Here is a 17973-nt window from a genome sequence, read left to right as displayed (position 1 = left end):
GGAAATAAGGGTTAATGGCTCAGGGAATCAGGACTGCCTTCACAACCTTTCGGTGAAGGACGTCGTGAAATGCCCTCTCATATTCTGTCAGGGGATAGGTGGAGACTATCCTTCCCAGTCTAAGTTCCTTGATCAGACGTATGGCCTTATCCCAGAGGTAAAAGGGACCGCATCTGCTCCCCAAGATTTGTACCTCGTTGACCACAACGCTTGTGGAGTTTAGGGATGCTTCTAGCCCGTGGGTTGATTTGAGGGCTATCTTCCCCATGGGTTTCACATGTTTAATTGCCTCCTCCAGGGCCCTGGTTCCCGTGGCCTCTACTACCATATCGTATGTGGACGGACTCTGCACCGTGAGGATTCCAAGCTTCTCCGCTAAGTCAAGCCTCCCCTGATTGTGCCCCTTGAGCTCAACTTCCACGCCGTAGTGAGTGAGAATCATAGCTGAAATAATCCCTATGGGACCATCCCCCAGAACGAGTGCCCTGTCCGAGGGTGACGGATTCAGGAGCTCCACCATCCTCAGCACAGCTGCCGTGGGTTCAGCCAACGACAGTTCCTCAGGTTTCAAGCCCACACTGTCCCTGTGCAGGAGATAACTGGGTAGGTCCATGTACTCTCTCATGGCTCCATCCGCATCAATCCCTATGGCCTTCCTGTTCACGCAGTGCGTGTACATCCCCTTCCTGCAGTATTCGCAACTCCAATCGACGAGGTTGATCTCAGATGCGTATAACTCCCCATCCCTTTCTACGGCGAACTCGTGACCCAGAATAAGGGGGTTCTTCCTGGGAGGATAGGTCCCCTTGACCATGGCCACGTCGGTGCCACATATTCCCACCGCTCTCACCCTATATCTTCCTTGAGTTGGAAGCTCCTCTAGGGATAGCATACCATCCCTTAAAATCAGGGCCCTCATCTCATTCACCATTACCAGCGTGAGATACCATAAAAGGTCATGAGAAAATAAAAGGAACTTGGGTCGAAACTCTCATCTCTTGTTCATAAACGCAACGGTTAGTGGGACAACTCCTCCAGCTCTATCTTTGAGGCCCTGGGACCCAATATTCCAACATCAAGCGTTACTATGACCGCCATCACGAACACTACCGCGTACATTCCCACCGCACCATACTTGGCAAGTACCAGTGGCAATACGCTCAGCCACACGTAGTTCCCAAGCCTGCTCAGGGAATACTGCACCCCGTCCGCAAACGCCCTCATCCTGGTTGGATAAAGCTCCGCCCCATACTGATGAAATGCGTTGGAAAATATGTTGGAGAGGAACCCAAATAGGAAGCCCGTTGCTATAACCTCCACCGGAGTGATGGCGAAGCCGAAAGCCAAACCTGTTATTCCCATTAACAGCATCACAATGCTAACCTGCCATTTCCTGTCAAACTTCTGGCTATCAATGATGAACACGGAGGCCAGGGAGCTCAGGAAATAGGAAGTATATATCAGCATTGAATACTCCAGTGTGTGGACCAGAGTGAATCCCTTACTTGCAAGAACTGAGGGAGCTAACGAAGCGAAACCGTAGTAGACCCCCGCCTGAAGGAATTCGAAGATCCACAGCATAACTGTCCTTCTCCTGTACTCGTTACTGAAGAGCTCAGAGATTCTAACCCTCTGTGATGTGATCACCTGAACCTGGAGCGGTTCCTCCAGTGATCCCTTCTCCCTCATTGCCACATTCTCCATGTCCCTGACAATCCTGTCGGCCTCATCTACCCTACCCTTGGACTCCAGCCATCTTGGAGATTCCGGGATAAGGAATCTGAAGGGTATAATGGTAAGTATACCCAGCCCACCTATGATGAACAGCCACTTCCAGCCCGGGATCACGTAGACGTGAGGGATGAGCAGATACGCTAAAATGGCCACGACTATGGGAGCTGTCCATGAAGCCGTATAGGCTATGGCCAGTGCCCTTCCCCTTATTTTTGATGGGAAGAACTCAGTTATGAGAACGTCCAAAACTATGAGAGCCTCTGGACCAACCCCAAGTCCTGTTATGAACCTCAAAGCTCCAAGTACCTGAATGCTGGGCGAGAATGGAGTCAGCAAAAGTCCGATGCCAGCTATTACCATGTTAAGGATTAGAGATGTCCTCCTTCCAAGCGCATCTCCAACATATGTGAAGATTATGGCTCCCAGGAACGCCCCCAGGAAAAATACCGCAATATTGTAGTAGATTGCCACCGCAGTGGAGACCTTGTAAAACGCTGAGATAGGTGCCACCACAAAGCCTCCCACAAAAAGGTCGTAAAGCTCGAAGAACTCTCCCAGACTTAACAGGACCAATAGCCTGGTATGGAAGGAGGTCCAGGGAAGCCTTTCAATTCTTCCTGCAATGGTCATGAGTGATTATTGTAAGTTTTAGATAATATCTTTTCCTTATACACACTTGAATTACCACATATTTAACACACTAATTAAATTTTCAGCGTAACGGGTTTTTCCCTGTTTAGGTGGAAATGAAGTTAATTATATTCAAGTAAGATTGAAAGAAAATTCTATATAGCCTGTGACGTAAGGGATAATTACCATGGAACCTGAAAGTTTCGGAATCGATTCCGCAAAGGCGATCTCATCCCAGTTTGTGGGATTCCTTCTCGACTCATATGACCTGACAATGATCCTGAGCATAGCCCCAATTCTGGCCAAGGTTCTTTTACCTCCGGAATCCTCCCTTCTGGCCACCTTCAACATAATACTGAGCTACTCTCTGACCATCATTTTCAGGCCACTGGGTTCGGCAATATTTGGTAACCTCGGTGATAAAATCGGGAGGAGGGCAGACCTAATTATAACTGTCCTGGGACTTGGCCTGGTCAGCGCTCTCACTGCTGCCCTTCCCACATACTCGGAGGTGGGAATCCTGTCCTTCGTTCTTTTTGTTCTCCTGAGGATCCTAGTTGGGATATTTGCTGGAGGTGAGTACTCTGCAGGCCATCCCTTCGCCATGGAATGGACTCCTTTCAAATGGAGAGGTCTCATCAGCGGATTGGTTCAGGGTGGATTTTCCTTCGGCGCTGCTCTGGCCGCTGTGGTAGAGGGCGCTTTCATCGGCATCTATGGGTTGAAGGGGGTTGAGGACTTCGCCTGGAGATACGTCTTCCTGACCGCCTTGGCTCCGGCAGTTATTGCCCTAGCCGTTAGGCTGTCAATGAAGGAAACTCCCGTATTCCAGGACGTGAAGAACAGGAATTTAGTGAGGAAGAGCCCTTTGACTGACCTTTTCAGAAAGCCGTACAGGAGAGACTTTTTCCAGGTAATGGTATACATGACGGGAATGTTCTTCTATGCCTACTCCCTCTTCGCCTTCGTTCCAGCAATACTGGAGCATGCTCCCTCCGTGTTTCCCCTGCAAACTGCCGAGAGCATCTACTCCTACGGGACATACGCTGCATTTGCCGGAGCTCTAACCTTTGGTGCCCTCTCACAGTACCTTGGTAGAAGGAGGTTGACCCTGATCTGGATCTTCCTCACCTTGGTCCTCTCGGTTCCCGTCTACTATCTCCTATTCACCTCAGCCAGGGCAGGTAATGTGGTTGGCGCGTCCCTGGCCTCAATAATGATAGGCATAATAACTCAGGCTCCTTGGGGAATAATACCCATCTATCTCTCCGAGAGGTTTAAGGCATCCATGAGGGCATCAGGAGTGGGTTTCGGGTACTCCTCAGGGATATTTGTGGGAGGTTGGTTCAGCATATACGTGGAGCTAATGCATCAGTATCTATTCAAGGGTATCGACACCCCGGAGAACGTCTGGTTCTCCACTGCTGTTCTTCTAATTCTGGGGGCAATACTCGTGGGAGGAGGTCAGTATCTGGGTCCTGAAACCCTAGGTACAAGACTTACCGAGGAACCGCAAAAGGTATAATTTTTCTTGTGGCAAAAACCAGTTAGGATTGACTTTCCATTTCCTGCTCCGTTGGTATCCTTATGTCCCTCTTCGCTGACAGGATTCCCCAGGGGAAGAAAACGGCAACTGAGATTACTGCCACCAGCGCTGAGGAAAGGTAGAAGTTTATGAGGGAAAGGGCGCCATCGCTCCCTATATAGGTCATGAGAGTTATGAAGGCAATGTATGCGATGTACCACAGGGAGTTATACACGTTCTGGAAGCCCTTATACACCGCACCGAACAGGGCTACCGCTATTGCAATTATTATCACAGAGTAAGGTACGGAAGGCCATCCGCTCCAGAAGGCAATCAGGGAGGAGAAGACAAAGGCCAAAGCAGCTATTACGGGACCTCCCTTAAGCTTGTACTCAAATTTCTTCCTCAGGCTCATCATAGCCACTGGATTCACCGCGAAGCCAAGGTAACCGGCAACCACAGCGTCGCTGATAAGGCTGTAAATTGTGGGTATGGGTGAGGTGAGAAAGGTTATCACGGCACCAACGATCCCAAATACCAGGAGGGCCCAAACCGGAATTGAGTACGTGGAATGTAGCTGTTTCATTAACTTCGTGACTATCCCGCTCCTACCCATGGCGAACAGCACTCTAGTTCCTGCACCGAGATAGATATACCCAGTGACGAAGGGCCCAATTATCGCCACAATCAACGCTAACACTAGTAGGGCTGAACTACTCTGAGATAGGTCCACGAATGGATTTCCCGGCAAGGCAGAGGTTACTCCGGTCCAGTTTCCGGGGATGAGGTGTTGCGCGTTCCAGTTAATCCCTCCAACGAACGCCACTGCAAAGAGCACATAGATGAGGGTCTGTCCAATCACCGTGAGGATTATGGCAGAGGAGAGTTTCTTCCTCACCTTGGTTTCTTCAGCGTAATCTGGTATCACCCTTATCCCACCGAAGGCGAACATGGCTAGCGGAATTGCGGAGAACATACCCGCCAACCCGAAGGGAGCTATCCCGCCATAGCTGACGAAGTTCCTCGCGGAAAAGAATACCCCCATCACCCCAAGGGCGAGCGCCACGTATAACACCAGCTTAACACCACCAAATGTTGTGGTGGACCTGCCGAAGGCCCTGACGCCGAAGTAGTTGAAGGGAATGAAGAGGACCAGCAAAACAACCCCCAGAAGTCCTCCCAGCAGGGTGGGAGTTCCTGAGGGTGTGAGCAGTGATGGGTAGAAGAATGTTAATCCCTCCACCACGGCCAGAGCCTCGATAGGTGGAATGAAAAGGTACCAGACAAGGTCTGCCATCGCATTTATCAGGTTTGTTAATTTTCCGTGAGAGTATAGACTGTACCTGGAGGGTCCACCCGCCTCGGGTAAGTTCATGGAAATCTCGCTGTACGTGAGGCCAACGAAGAGGTAGAAAATACCCCCCAGTATCCACGACAGGACGGCAGAGGGGCCCGCTTCTGCGGTCATGCCGGCAGTGCTAAAAAGGGCGCCCGTTCCCACCGCCCCGGCTATTCCCAGTATCAGGAGATCCAGATAACTCAGTTCTTTTTTCAGAGGCATACATTACCCTGCTAATAAAATCACAATATAAGCTTTTTTCGTTGAATGGGAGAAAATCTAATTATAAGACCTAAATGGAAAGAGTAAAAATAAAATTAGATCAAAACATCGCCGTCTACTTTAAACACTTAAACAGTCAAGTTCCTGCTTCTGCCTCATTAATGCTCTCCAGGCTTTTTCCTATGGTGTTGGGAAGCACTTTTATCAGTATCAGTCCCATGATAACCATCGGTACTTGAAACAGGACCCATGTGGGTAGGTTTCCCAGTACAGGTATGAAGTCAAAGATTATGGCAGTGGAAATGGCAGCACCTAGGTGAGCGAATCCGTCAGAGAAGGCGAATGAGGTGGCCCTGGCGTAGGTCGGTACGTTCTCAGTCCCATTAAGGTAGTTAAGCTGATTGGACCAGCCCACTCCTATGAAGTTGCTCAGGAGTAAACCAAGGAAAGTTAGAGGTATGTCCCTGCCTATTGCTCCTGCCACAGCTATAAGAACTCCAAGAAGCATTCCCACAAAGTAAGAGAAGGTCACAAGCACCGCTCTCCTCACCCTCTCCACCACGAACCTCAGTCCAATTGCCCCCAAGAATGTGGCAATTCCCGCCAGCCCAAACAGGAAAGTTATCTCATTGCCCAGGGCTCCTGAGTAGTGAAGGAAGCTAGAGGTCCACAGGGGATACTCTGTGAGATATGGATACTCTCCAAAGTAGAAGAAGAATATGGATAGCATCACAGCTATAACCCTCACCCTGTAAATAGGGTTCTTGAACACTGCAAAGGGATCGTTTTTAGCAACCTTATAGTTGAATACCACCGGTTGAGGTAACTCCTTCATTCCCGTCTTCTGCTTGGCCTTCTCCTCCATCTCCTTTACCAGATTCTCGGCCTCATTCACCTTCCCCTTCACTGCAAGCATCCTCACTGTTTCTGAGGCGTGAGACCTGATAACCAGAACTATGAACGCCAGGGTCGCGCCCACCGCGAAGACTACTCTCCATCCAATGACTGGATTGGCAAGGACTATCTCAGAGGCCAAAAAGGGACCTAGGCCCAGTCCTGCCCATCCCGCTATATATACCAGATTAAAGTAGGAGGCTCTCTTCACTGCGGGTACCATCTCCACCAGGTAAACCGGGACAAGAATGAGGTCACCACCAATTCCCATTCCAGTGATAAACCTGAAAATGATGAAAGAGGCGAAATTAAAGGATAGCGCATTTCCTAGACTGCCCACCCCCGTCAAGAGTGCCGTGAGGATAAGTGTGGGCTTGCGCCCTATTTTGTCAGCCAGATAACCCAGCAGAATCGCACCTGGGATATATCCGAAAAGACCCATGGAAACCACAGTGGGAGCCTGAGCTGAGGTCAGTCCAGTGTAGGGTAAAGAGGTGGGGGAGAAGGCCAGACCAATATCTATCACGTCATAAAGGGCTATAAAGTAGCCGAAAGCTAAGGATAGTATTACAGACACAGGTAAAACGATGGTGGGAAGCCTGTCCATCCTGGCTGTAAGCTCGGCTATTTTCCTGTTTGCCTCTTCAGACATGTTTCATCCTGTTTGTGAAGTATAACGTCAATAAAAGTCACTTTTATGATAAGTATGATATCACTTTCAAATTACTGGTATTATTTATAAGCATCGGGATAAATGTTTTAAAACCCTTTGTAAGATTTTAATTCTCTACATCAGACATTTTAATCGCAAAAACTAACTTAATAACAACGTTAACTGGCTTTGCTATATAAACTTTACTCCACTTCTCTGATCTCCCCTCAAAACTCTGTCTATGGCGAAGAGCGTGACAATCATGACCGGTAGGGCCGCCACCAGCGCGGAGGAGGCCAGAAGTCCCCAGTTCAGTGATTGATCGCCTATGGCGTCAAGAGCGTAAACCGTAATGGTGAGTGCGCCCTCTGGAGGGAATTTCATGTTATAGGGCGTGCTGGCAAATATGAGCGGGTAGAAGAGGAGGTGCCAGTTGAACACAAAGGATAGGAGAAACACGGTGAAAAGAGTTCCCCGGGAAAGGGGAAACACAATCCTGGTCAACTTCCTCTTTATCCCAAAGACCGAGGCCGCATCGTCGTATGCCTTTGGAAAGTCCAGATAAAAGTTGTAGAATATCCACGTGGCAAAGGTGGCTGTGAAAATTGGCGTGGAGAGTATCAGGGCCCACCAAGTATTGAGCAGTCTGGTCGCCGTGAACAGGAGATACAAGGGAATAATGAAGGATGCCGCTGGAAGAGAATAGAGGTAAATTGAGAGAAACAGCATCCAGCTCAGGCCTCTTCTACTGGCCTCATATGAGGCCGGAAGAGATATGAGAACGGTGAAGACCGAGGCCAGGATACCAACAACGGCGCTGGTTATGAGGTATGGAACCGCTCCCTCAAGAGAGGAAATAAAGTAAGAAGGAGTGAGCTTAACAGGTAAGAGGACAGGTGGGGCCCTGAAATCCAGGGACGCGTTCCTAAATGCCACCAGGATCATCCAGTAAACCGGAAAGTCTAGCAGGAACAGTATCACTGCACTTATCACGTAAATTACTGACCTGAACATTGAGTCCGGAATCCTTATGTTCACTGAGGGTAGAAACTTCCTTCTCTTGGACCTGAAAAGGAATATGAGTGCTATGGAGGGGAGAGTGGCCATCAAACCCAGGATGGCCGCAACCACCTCTCCTCCGGAAAAGTTTCCCGAAAGGAAAATCTCGTCAAACACCAAAAGGGGAAGGGTAGTTGAGGCGTAACCTGGTCCTCCCTGGGTGAGAACGTAGGGAAGGTCGAAGTTACCCATGGCTAGGACGAACTGGAGGAGGAAGGATATCCAGAACGCCTTTCCTATCATGGGAACAGCAACCTTGCCGTAAAACTGTGACAGGGAGAGACCATCCATCACGGAGGCCTCCCTCACCTCCCTGGGTATGGACCTCAGTGAGGAAACAATTACCAGAAAGGATACGGGGATGGAGGACCATATGCTCACCCCAGTCACTGCCCATATCGCAGTTGAGCTCAGATAGAGGGGATCAAAGGGAACGTGAAAGATGTAGGAGAACCATCCGAATTTACCGTAAAGGCTGATGGTCCAGATGAGGGCTGAGGAAGTGAAGGGTATCGTGTAGGGTAACATGGTAAGAAGTGAAATCATCCTGGATCCTCTGCTCGTCATGTCCACCAGGATTGCGAGTATGGTGCCAACAACTGCAGAGAGTAAAGCTGTGAAGAAGGCGAAAATCAGGGTATTCACCACGATCTGACCCAGGGGAACAAGCTCAAATATCGAGAACGCTGACTTGAAGTTCACGCCCAGAAGGGCAAACGCGCCCAAAAAAGGGACTATTCCAAAGGCAGTGATGTACACCAGATAAGGATATACGTACTTCATGACCAGGGACCCGCATATTTTTTGAACTTGAACTTTACCTCCTCCCCTATTCTTAACCTGTAGGGATAGAAGGCCCGCAACTCATCCCCATCTATGGAGATGTACACGAGATATCTGTCCCCCCAGAACTCCACGTCACTTACTTTCCCCTTCATGTCACCCTCCCCCAGCTCCACGTCTTCAGGTCTAACCCCTATCTTACCCTTCAGATCTAGAAGCTTCCCGTCAATGAGCGACATTGGGGGATTACCAAAGAACGTTGCCACAAACTCATTATCAACATGGGAGTAGATTTCCTCCGGAGTTCCCATCTGTATAACCTTTCCGTGATTCATTATTGCCACCCTATCAGCTAAGGCCATGGCCTCTACCTGATCGTGAGTAACGTAAAGCGTGGTGATCTGGTTCTCCCTTTGCACGTCCCTTATCAGCTTTCTTGCGGACACCCTCTGAATTGCATCTAGATTGGAGAGAGGTTCATCCATAAGGAAAACCTTAGGTCTCTTAACCAGGGCCCTCGCCAGGGCAACCCTCTGCTGTTGTCCCCCGGACAACTCCGAGGGGTAACGGGACATGAGATCACCTATCCCCAGCATTGACGCCATTTCCTTGGCCAGTTTTGTGGCCTCCTCTCGCCTCATTTCTCCCTCCACGGGCATCAGGAGGTTCTCAAGGACAGTCTTATGGGGATAGAGAGCATAGTTCTGAAAAACCATGGCCACTTCTCTCCTGTGGGGAGGTAACCGGGTAATATCCTTCCCGTCTAGAAGGATTGTTCCTGAGTCAACCTTCTCCAGCCCGGCAATTGCCCTGAGAAGGGTAGTCTTGCCTGAACCGGAAGGACCAAGAATAACAAAAAATTCTCCCTTGTTTATGGTTATGTTCACGTCATCTAGAGCCCTTACGTTCCTATAGATCTTGCTAACCGACTTGAGCTCTACGCTCAAGCTTGTCCACCGCTATAGTAGGACTGCACGGTCGCTGACCACTGCTGGGCTGCGGTCTGTAGGGCCTGCTCCGGGTTACTTATCTGTCCAGTCAGGTATGAAAACACCTGATTGTTGAAGTCGGTAATCAGTGAGATATAGGTTGGCGGAACATTTGGCGGATTTGCCCATGCGTTAAGGGCCGCGTGGTAAGTGGCGTTGAGCCACTCCCTCTGATAACTGGGAATGGAGTTGTTGGCTATGAGGTCCTGGAAAGCCTGCTGATTCACCGGGAACTTACCGAATTTAAGGAAGGCTATCTCCTGGACCTGAGGTGAAACCAAGAACTGAAGGAACTCCTCGGCTAGTTGAGGATGGGTGGAGTACTTACTTATCCCCAGCAGGTCCGTCCCTGTCTCAGCGTATCCTCCTGGTAGAGGGGCTAAATAGGTATCCTGGGCCACGCTTGAGTTTAGGTATGATAGCTGGCTGGTGAACAGGAAGCCTCCGGCTGCCTGCGGGAATAACTCGGGTAGGTTATCGTAGCTAACCTGGAGTTGGGATGGATTGGGATCGTACTTAACCAGTTGTGCGTAGGTCTCCAGAGCTGAGACACCTGCACTTGAATTGAAGGAAGGAACGGGAAACTTCATTCCTGCGGGGATGTAACCCGTGAACATGATGTTGAATCCTGGAACACCTGTGGTACCGTTTGATATCGCGGTGTCCTTAATGTAATACCAACCGAAAACTGCGGGGAAGGCATCTATTATTCCATGTGATACGTGATCATCAATCAGGAATCCGTACTGAGTCAGGTTATGGGATGTCACAAACTGGTCAGCCCAAAGCACTTCCGTCCAGTTGGTCCAGTCGTTGGGGTTAAATGGTACGTGATATTCACTGGTAAACTCGTTGGCGAGGGTTTGATTATTGAATATTGATGCCCTGTACGCCATCAGGTAAACGGCTGTTTCATACGAGACTCCTATAACCTCTTTCTGACCCGTAGTAACGTTGTAAATTACTCCACCGAAGTCCTCCTGTTGGGCTATTACCTGAGAAAGGTTGAAGTTGGTCAGGTTGAGTAAGTATGGAGACACCCTCTGGGCCGACGTGGATGTAAATCCTATTATATCATATTGGGAGGAGTGTCCAGTTAACACCGTGAGTTCCTTGTCGATATAATCACTAAATGGATACGTAATCACCTGTACCTGTACATTGGGATGTTGTTGATGGAAAAGTTCCCCTGCATACTGGATAAATTGCGCCGATTCTCCTGAAAAAGTTACCACGGTCAATGTGACATTGGAGGTAGTTGTGGTTGTCGTGCTGGTTGTGGACGTATTTGTCGGAGGTGTAGTGACATGAGTCGGACTGGGTTTAGAGGTAAGTTCTATTATGGCCACAGCTGCCACTATGACCACTACAACAATTACAGCAGCTACAATTTTACCTGAAAGACCCTTCATAAGTTCTTATAATGATCCAGGAATATAAACTTAGTATTTTACGTACTATCCTAAGGACAGTAAGTTTTAATCTCAAACGTGTATAGCGCCTAGGTTCTCTTCTAGGAACTTGATTTTCTTAGTACTTGAGCTCTCAGGCATAGTTTCCAATTAGTGTCTGGAACAGTTCATATAAAAATTTTGTAAACCGGAAAAAAGAGTTTGATTGAAAGATTCCATCGACTTTTACTTTTTCTTTACCGTTATGTACACTAAGGTAACCACAATTACGGTCACTATGTCCAGCACAAAGGTGCCTATAACGTAACTGTTTATTGCTGGTAATGGGAAGCCAAGGACCGGAGCCGGATATATTCTAGATTCGGTAAGGAGAAGATAATTAGCCCAGTCTAGGACAAGCACTGGAAGGTAAAGCAATCTAAATCCAACGAATAGCACAACGGCACCTATTATCATTAATACTGAATCTACGATGAAGAATTCTCCCACCAACGGTAACCTTTTCAGGAGTTCCGTCGATAGGAAAAAGTGAATTATTGCCCATATTACCATAAGGGCTCCTCCCAGATACCTTAATGGACCGTTTATTGATGATATGTTGCTCATTAAACGGAGCTTGACGTAGAGTATAAATATGCTTTTTCCCAAATTCTATAAACTTAATGAGTTTTCAGTGAAACGCAGTTAACAGGATTTGGGTAAAAGTATTATAATGCTGAATAACCCTGTTAAAGTGATGAAGGCTCTAGGAGTCTCTCAAATAGCTGTGGTAGCAATAACAGTAGTAATTCTCGTAATAGGGGGCGCATTCATGGGAATGGCCCTAACCCATGCGCCTTCTCATGCCAAGACACAAACCTCCAGTACAACCATGACCTCTTCTTCAAGTGGATCATCTAGTACTTCCTCCAGCGGATCCAGTAGCTCTTCCTCCAGCGGTTCCTCAGGCAGTTCCTCAGGCTCAAGTTCCTCAGGATCCTCGGGAGGATATAGCTGGGGTTAGGGTTACTGTTAAAGTAATGGATTTTTCCCTTTTTAACCTGAAGTTGTATTTTACTACGCGTAAAGCGAAGAATATTGGTGATCCTCACGCTAGGGTCCTTCACGTCTCCATTGCGAATTGTATTCCAGTTCCTTCATTTCTCATTATTCGATGCAGGATCAATTAAGTAGGGGTTAGCAATTCACATTAAGATAAGGAGCACCATTTTGTGGCTCCATTGGTCCATGAAAACTACTCTATTTGTATTACTTTTTTAGCAAACCTGAGATACTCTCTTGCCCTCTCCTCATCTACAACGTGTAACTCCACTGGTGCCCCAAAGGGTAAATTGTATTTTTCCACTGCAGTGTTAAATATCCTCTTTTTCAATTCAATTCTATCTTTGTCGGTTAATGGATAAGGGAAGATTATTAAGATGTCGATGTCACTCGACACCGTTATTCTATCTTCAGCGACGCCACCAAAAACGTAAACTTTCGCATTCTTGTTAACCTCTTTAACCGCCTTGTTAACCCTCTCGGCATATTCCCTCCATCGCCTCAAATGTTCAAACTTAAATCTAACCCAGCTTGACACGTTTACTAATCTCCTCAAGTTTATTTATGATTTTTTCGGAGACGGAAATGGAATTCTCGGCCTGAACTTTCTCATATTCTATCTCTCCATATCTACTCTCGATATAGGCATCCTCTAGCTCCGAAAGAGTTTCTTTGTGCTCGGTGGCTAACTCCTGCACCTCATTAGCTAGATCCGTATAATTATTCTCTATCAATAATTTCACCAGGTAGGAAAATAGAGTTCTAACTTGATGAGACCTAAACTCAGACGCAAATAATTCAAGGAGTATGGCCTTTAGGAAAAGTTGAATTGCCTCCTCTGCGTGAAACATCGCCAGATCATAAAAGCCATCATTTAAGTCCTTTCTCGCGTCATCTAAGAACTGTGATGCTCTTCTTTTAAGTCGTTGAACCCTTAATCCACTCACACTTTATCTTTTGATAAATAATTAAAAGCTAATTCGTTTCGAAGTAGCATGTGTTACAATGCAGTGTATATCGTCTGAATTTACTCTTTACAGGTTGTGTATTGGGCGAGCTAGGTTTCCGTTGCGAATTGTAATTAGTTAATCTATGTGAGATGATCAAAATGGATCTATCATTTCATAGTGTCGTCAAACTTGCATAAATTCATTAGTCTCTCAATTATATTTCACTTTTAAGGTCTGTGGCATTTCTCATCTATGAACGATTTTCATTTCAACACAAACTTCCTTGAAGAGTATCTCACTGCGTTAAAATCCCTGAAATACTAATTGGGACAGAACTGAAAGACTTTTAGATAAAATAAGCTTGAAGGGATTTTCAGGAAAGTGCTATTTATGGCGTCGTGACTTAGCATGAATTCCTTGAAACCTAAAATATGCCAACATGAAGGGAACTGTGGGAACTAATAGTTCTGATAAAGTTTTAATACAGGTGCTCAAAAAAAGGTTGAGATCATGAGACAAATCTTAGGATTCTCACTACTGTTCCTACTCATGTGGTCCTTCATTGGCCTAATTGCTGGAACCTTTAGCGTAGAAGCCTCTACTACCCCTACATACAACGTTACCTTTGTGGAGAGCGGGTTACCTGCTGGAACTATGTGGTCCGTCACTTTTAACGGGCAAACTAAGAACTCCACGACCAATGAGATAACATTTCAGGTTCAGGGAGAGGCCTATCCATCCTTCTCAATCCCTGATGTGGGCAGATACATCCCCACTCCATCCCAGGGCCAGATACTGGTTAACTCGTCGCTCACAATAAACGTCACCTTCGCGTTACCCTTTGTGAAGCTGGTGATAACGAAACTGGAGGTTGTGCAACAGAGTACAGGGACTACCGTGACAGAGTTACAACCAGGCACTTCATACGTGGTGGGAGTTGATGTACAGAACCAGGGAAACGTTAACGCGCTGGCTGAGGCCAACGAGACTATTCTTCTCAATGGAAAGTTAGTTACCTCTGATGTTCCCATAGCAAGTATATCTCCTGGAGCTACGGATACCCTCTCCTTTGTCTGGACCCCAAGCACGTCAGGCATCTATACATTCCTGGTGAACGTTAAGGCTAGTCCAAATATCTCGATATCAGCCTCTTACCCCCTATACGTGGGTGTATCCCCTCAAAAGACATACAATGTAAGTTTTGTTGAGACGGGTCTTGCGCAGGGCACTGAATGGTCTGTAACTCTTAACGGAACTGTTAAGTCCTCCACCTCTAACACGATCACTTTCCAGGTACCGTCAGGAACTTACACCTACACAATTGGAAACGTAACCGGATACTTGGCCAAGACAGTCACGGGTAAGCTCACGGTGGTAAATGGCTCAATCACGGTGCAGGTGACATTCCTACCCCTGGTGTTCAGGCCTGTTGCAACGCTTTATATTTCGTATAACGGCCAGCAGGTCACTCAATTGAAGACCAACACCACCTACGATCTGATTGTCGGAGTTAAGAACGAAGGTAACGCTACGGGTCAAGGCTACGTTCTAGTTGTGGCTTCTCAGGGCTCAATAACAGTTCTAAACAAGGCCCTCAACTACACACTGAAGCCCGGTCAAGCCGAAAACTTCACTCTTCTCATTAACCTCAACTCCACAAGCCCACTTTCCGTCTCATTAACAACGTACTCCTCAACTCCCAAGGGAGAGGTTCCTGTCTATAACTCCTCCTCACAGTTCACTGTAATACAGCAACCCACGACCACGAAGACAACCACTAGCACTAACACCACGACTAATACCACAACTCCCACCAAGACCAACACCACAACTCCCACCACGACTAACACCACGTCACCTCCAACACCAAAGCCCAGCTCAAGCTCGTCCAACACTACCCTTATAATTGGAATAGCTGTCATTGTTATCGTGATTATTGCGATAGCAGTGATCTTCCTAAGAAGGAAATAATTTTTATTTTCCTTTTTATCCAGCTTTTTCGCAATCAAGTTTTTAAATTATAATTTCTATTCCACGCCTCATGAAGTCCAATTTCATAGGCGCATATCTGTCGTGGGTAATGGACTCTTATGACCTTGGAGCTGTGGTAATAACGGCTACTGTTCTGGAGAAGGTGTTCTATCCTACCCTGGGTCTGCTGGGTGCAGTTTTGCCCATCATTTTCACCGTGGTCACCAGACCTCTGGGTGGTTTCCTTTTCGGGTTTTTTGCTGACCTTCAGGGGAGGAAGAAGGCGCTCATCATTACAGTCCTGGGTTACTCCCTGTCCATTGGTCTCACAGGACTGATCCCGCCTTATGCCCAGATAGGCATACTGGCACCTGTTACGGTGTCACTGCTGAGGATAGTTCAGGGTATCTTCATAGGTGGAGATGTGTCCAGCTCGTTCACACTAGCCATGGAAAGCGTCTCTAGATGGAGAGGTCTACTCTCAGGGGTCATGCAGTCGGGCACTCTGCTGGGGTTCGTGATTGTGGATCTCCTATTCACCACACTGGCCAGAACCCCGAGCTTCTTCGTCACTGGTTGGAGGTACATATTCTTCATAGGAGTGATCCCGGCCGCACTGGCCCTTTTGATCCGGGTAAAGGTGAGCGAACCCAGGATATACGTCGAGGCCCAGAAGGACTACCCCATCAAGGGTTTATCCCCGCTATGGCAAACCATCTTGGTCATGATAGGTTTCTGGGTAATGATATATGCCGGTCCACAATTTATACCGGTTTACCTTGGTCAGGTCCTTCATCTACCTCCCCAGGAATACGGGTTTCTGGCACTGATCATGAACGTGGTCGGCATACCCGCAATGGTTCTGTCGGGACTGCTTTCAGACTTCCTGGGAAGAAAGGTCATGGGTATTGCGGGAGTGGTGATTGGATTGATCACTGCCTCCTGGTTCTATCTAGCTGGCTCCCCAACACTTTCATCCATGATGCTGTTCGGATTTGGAATGAACTTGGCCTCAGCAATCTCGCCCAGCTACCTAGCTGAAAGATTCAAGACCTTCAGCAGGGCAACGGGTGTGGGTTTCTCGTATAATGGCGCTTTCATAATTGCGGGTTTCACTCAGCTGTTCATTTCTCAACTTTCCACGGTAACTTCAGTATCACATTCGGCAGTCATTATTCTAGGACTGGGAGCGCTGATCGCAGGGATAGGTTTGGGAGTTGGACCAGAAACCCTAAAGGTCTCAACTTTAAACTAAGAAAATAAAAACAAAAAAGGGAATCTTTTAATACCTTCCATACCTTCTCCTAGGTTCGTCCTCAATAACCTTGTTAGACACGTTGTTTTGAGTGTTTACCTCAAAGGTTCCCTGAGTCTCCACCATCTTCCCGGTTCTCCCAAGGGATAACCTCATGGATCCCCTGTGCACCGAAACGAAGCCGTCCTCTATGGCGAACACCTTTCCCTGGGAAACCTTTTGAATGTTGGAATCCCACACACTCATGAGGATGGAACCTGTCTCATCCCCAACTAGGACGTCCATCACCTGATGGGAAGAACCGTCCTTTCCTATTACGTTCCTCTTCTCTCCGAGGCTAACTACCTTTACAGTCACGTCTGCCCTTCTTCTGGGCTCTAGGTCTTTTACTTTCAATTTTTTGTACCTAATCTTTATTGGACGTCGTGGATATTAAAGTAGTGTAAAAGTTCCTTCTAGATCACCTGGACAGATCCACTAAAAGGGCGTGGTCTAGTAGGAAAAAACTGACTAGGCTTTTGTGGCCTGCTCAAGTTGCTTAAGATTTTCCTTATACACCTCATAGAAGTCCTTCATAGCGGAGTTTAGATGCCACCTATCCTTCTCGTCAAGAAGTGGCTCCAGTGAAGGTCCTATGCTGGATCCCACCACTGTAGGTGCACTAACGTGTATTATCTCCTTCTCATACTCCTTGGGAGTCGCGATGCTCATTACTCTGTTTTCGCTGAACGCTATGGACTTTATGATGTCAGCTATGATGGTACCCGGACCCCAGGTGGTCCCACCTATTACCCTGATGATTTCTCCCGGTATCTTCTTAACGTAGTCACTCACCTCATCCTTATTGATACTGAACTCGTCCGCAGGCTTTCCCTTGATCTTCACGGTACTCCAGAGAACTACGGCGTCTTCACCGTGCTCGCCTCCCACAAACCCATCCACGGCGGTCACTGGTATCTTGAGCTTCTTCGCTATAAACGACCTCATTCTCATGGTTTCCACTTGGTCTCCTGCGCTAATGGTGAACTGCTTGGAGTACTTCATGAACACCGAAGCCATCATATCCACAGGGTTCGCCACCATCAAGTAGATGGCTCCCGGATTCTTGGGAGGAAGTTTCTGAGCTAGGTCTATCATGATCTTGGCATTGTCCACGAATAGATCCCTTCTGCTCATTCCAGGCTTCCTGGGTTTGCCTGCAGATATGACAACGATATCCATTCCTGACACATCGTCAAGGGAGTTGGTTCCCAGAACTTCGGCCTTTATTCCCTTGGTCGCAAAGGCGTGTCTGAGTTCATGTTCAAACTTGTCGGGAAGTTCAGGTATTATATCATAAATGATGGCCTCATCCACAGCTCCGCTCACTAAGGCCGAGTAAGCTATGGTTTGCCCAATTTTTCCCGCTCCTATGAAACCTACCTTGGCCATTTTTGCTCATTATAGATTTGAAACGGTTTTATTAAAGCTTAGGAGAGTCCTCTACGTTGAAATTGTGCATTTCGTAATGAAGAGAA

16 protein-coding genes are annotated in these 17973 nt (G+C 47.5%); 4 read left to right on the top strand and 12 right to left on the bottom strand.

Features of this window, described 5'->3' with window-relative positions; genetic code table 11:
• Positions 1 to 19 precede the first annotated feature (19 nt).
• Positions 20 to 919, bottom strand: coding sequence for an alcohol dehydrogenase catalytic domain-containing protein (locus tag L3N51_RS06720; RefSeq protein WP_238026259.1), 900 nt, complete (start codon positions 917 to 919; stop codon positions 20 to 22).
• A 98-nt stretch (positions 920 to 1017) separates the two neighbouring features.
• The gene (locus L3N51_RS06715; RefSeq protein WP_238026258.1) at positions 1018 to 2364 is read right to left on the bottom strand and encodes an MFS transporter; all 1347 of its coding nucleotides are present in this window, start codon (positions 2362 to 2364) and stop codon (positions 1018 to 1020) included.
• 187 nt (positions 2365 to 2551) lie between these two features.
• On the opposite strand from L3N51_RS06715, the gene L3N51_RS06710 reads away from it, so the two are divergent.
• On the top strand, positions 2552 to 3889 hold the full coding sequence (locus L3N51_RS06710; RefSeq protein WP_238026257.1) for an MFS transporter: 1338 nt from the start codon (positions 2552 to 2554) through the stop codon (positions 3887 to 3889).
• A gap of 22 nt (positions 3890 to 3911) precedes the next feature.
• On the opposite strand, the gene L3N51_RS06705 is transcribed toward L3N51_RS06710, so the two are convergent.
• The 6 genes from L3N51_RS06705 to L3N51_RS06680 all read right to left on the bottom strand — a co-directional run bounded on the left by L3N51_RS06705 (position 3912) and on the right by L3N51_RS06680 (position 11845).
• On the bottom strand, positions 3912 to 5450 hold the full coding sequence (locus L3N51_RS06705) for an APC family permease (RefSeq protein ID WP_238026256.1): 1539 nt from the start codon (positions 5448 to 5450) through the stop codon (positions 3912 to 3914).
• Positions 5451 to 5586: 136 nt separating this feature from the next.
• Positions 5587 to 6996, bottom strand: coding sequence for an MFS transporter (locus tag L3N51_RS06700; protein ID WP_238026255.1), 1410 nt, complete (start codon positions 6994 to 6996; stop codon positions 5587 to 5589).
• A gap of 192 nt (positions 6997 to 7188) precedes the next feature.
• Complete coding sequence (locus tag L3N51_RS06695; RefSeq protein ID WP_238026254.1) at positions 7189 to 8838, bottom strand: ABC transporter permease subunit; 1650 nt, start codon at positions 8836 to 8838, stop codon at positions 7189 to 7191.
• Positions 8835 to 9785, bottom strand: coding sequence for an ABC transporter ATP-binding protein (locus tag L3N51_RS06690; protein WP_238026252.1), 951 nt, complete (start codon positions 9783 to 9785; stop codon positions 8835 to 8837). Before L3N51_RS06690 ends, L3N51_RS06695 begins: the two co-directional genes overlap by 4 nt.
• A complete protein-coding gene (locus L3N51_RS06685) occupies positions 9782 to 11239 on the bottom strand; it encodes an extracellular solute-binding protein (RefSeq protein ID WP_238026251.1) in 1458 nt (485 codons plus the stop codon). The genes L3N51_RS06690 and L3N51_RS06685 overlap by 4 nt, the downstream gene beginning before the upstream one ends.
• Before the next feature lie 225 nt (positions 11240 to 11464).
• On the bottom strand, positions 11465 to 11845 hold the full coding sequence (locus L3N51_RS06680; protein ID WP_238026250.1) for a hypothetical protein: 381 nt from the start codon (positions 11843 to 11845) through the stop codon (positions 11465 to 11467).
• Between the two features lie 130 nt (positions 11846 to 11975).
• On the opposite strand from L3N51_RS06680, the gene L3N51_RS06675 reads away from it, so the two are divergent.
• Positions 11976 to 12242: a sulfocyanin gene (locus L3N51_RS06675; protein ID WP_238026249.1), complete on the top strand. Its 267-nt coding sequence runs from the start codon at positions 11976 to 11978 to the stop codon at positions 12240 to 12242.
• A 231-nt stretch (positions 12243 to 12473) separates the two neighbouring features.
• Here L3N51_RS06675 and L3N51_RS06670 read toward each other — a convergent pair whose 3' ends face one another.
• Both L3N51_RS06670 and L3N51_RS06665 read right to left on the bottom strand, forming a co-directional pair.
• Positions 12474 to 12818 (bottom strand): nucleotidyltransferase domain-containing protein, encoded by a 345-nt coding sequence (locus L3N51_RS06670; RefSeq protein ID WP_238026248.1) that lies wholly within the window; start codon positions 12816 to 12818, stop codon positions 12474 to 12476.
• Positions 12802 to 13227, bottom strand: a complete 426-nt coding sequence (locus L3N51_RS06665; RefSeq protein ID WP_238026247.1) for a HEPN domain-containing protein — start codon at positions 13225 to 13227, stop codon at positions 12802 to 12804. The genes L3N51_RS06670 and L3N51_RS06665 overlap by 17 nt, the downstream gene beginning before the upstream one ends.
• A 513-nt stretch (positions 13228 to 13740) precedes the next feature.
• Between L3N51_RS06665 and L3N51_RS06660 the strand changes: the two genes are divergently transcribed.
• Complete coding sequence (locus tag L3N51_RS06660; RefSeq protein WP_238026246.1) at positions 13741 to 15201, top strand: CARDB domain-containing protein; 1461 nt, start codon at positions 13741 to 13743, stop codon at positions 15199 to 15201.
• 70 nt (positions 15202 to 15271) lie between these two features.
• Positions 15272 to 16456, top strand: a complete 1185-nt coding sequence (locus L3N51_RS06655; RefSeq protein ID WP_238026245.1) for an MFS transporter — start codon at positions 15272 to 15274, stop codon at positions 16454 to 16456.
• 27 nt (positions 16457 to 16483) lie between these two features.
• On the opposite strand, the gene L3N51_RS06650 is transcribed toward L3N51_RS06655, so the two are convergent.
• Together L3N51_RS06650 and L3N51_RS06645 are read right to left on the bottom strand one after the other, a co-directional pair.
• On the bottom strand, positions 16484 to 16852 hold the full coding sequence (locus L3N51_RS06650) for a single-stranded DNA-binding protein (protein WP_238026243.1): 369 nt from the start codon (positions 16850 to 16852) through the stop codon (positions 16484 to 16486).
• Between the two features lie 114 nt (positions 16853 to 16966).
• Entirely contained in the window at positions 16967 to 17887 is a 921-nt protein-coding gene (locus tag L3N51_RS06645) for a lactate/malate dehydrogenase family protein (RefSeq protein WP_238026241.1), read from the bottom strand.
• Between the last annotated feature and the right edge of the window lie 86 nt (positions 17888 to 17973).

The organism is Metallosphaera javensis (ex Hofmann et al. 2022) (assembly GCF_022064045.1).
In the GTDB taxonomy this organism is placed as follows: Archaea; Thermoproteota; Thermoprotei_A; order Sulfolobales; family Sulfolobaceae; genus Metallosphaera; species Metallosphaera javensis.
The sequence above is the reverse complement of the archived record's forward strand: the minus strand, read 5'-3'. Positions and strand labels throughout refer to the sequence as shown.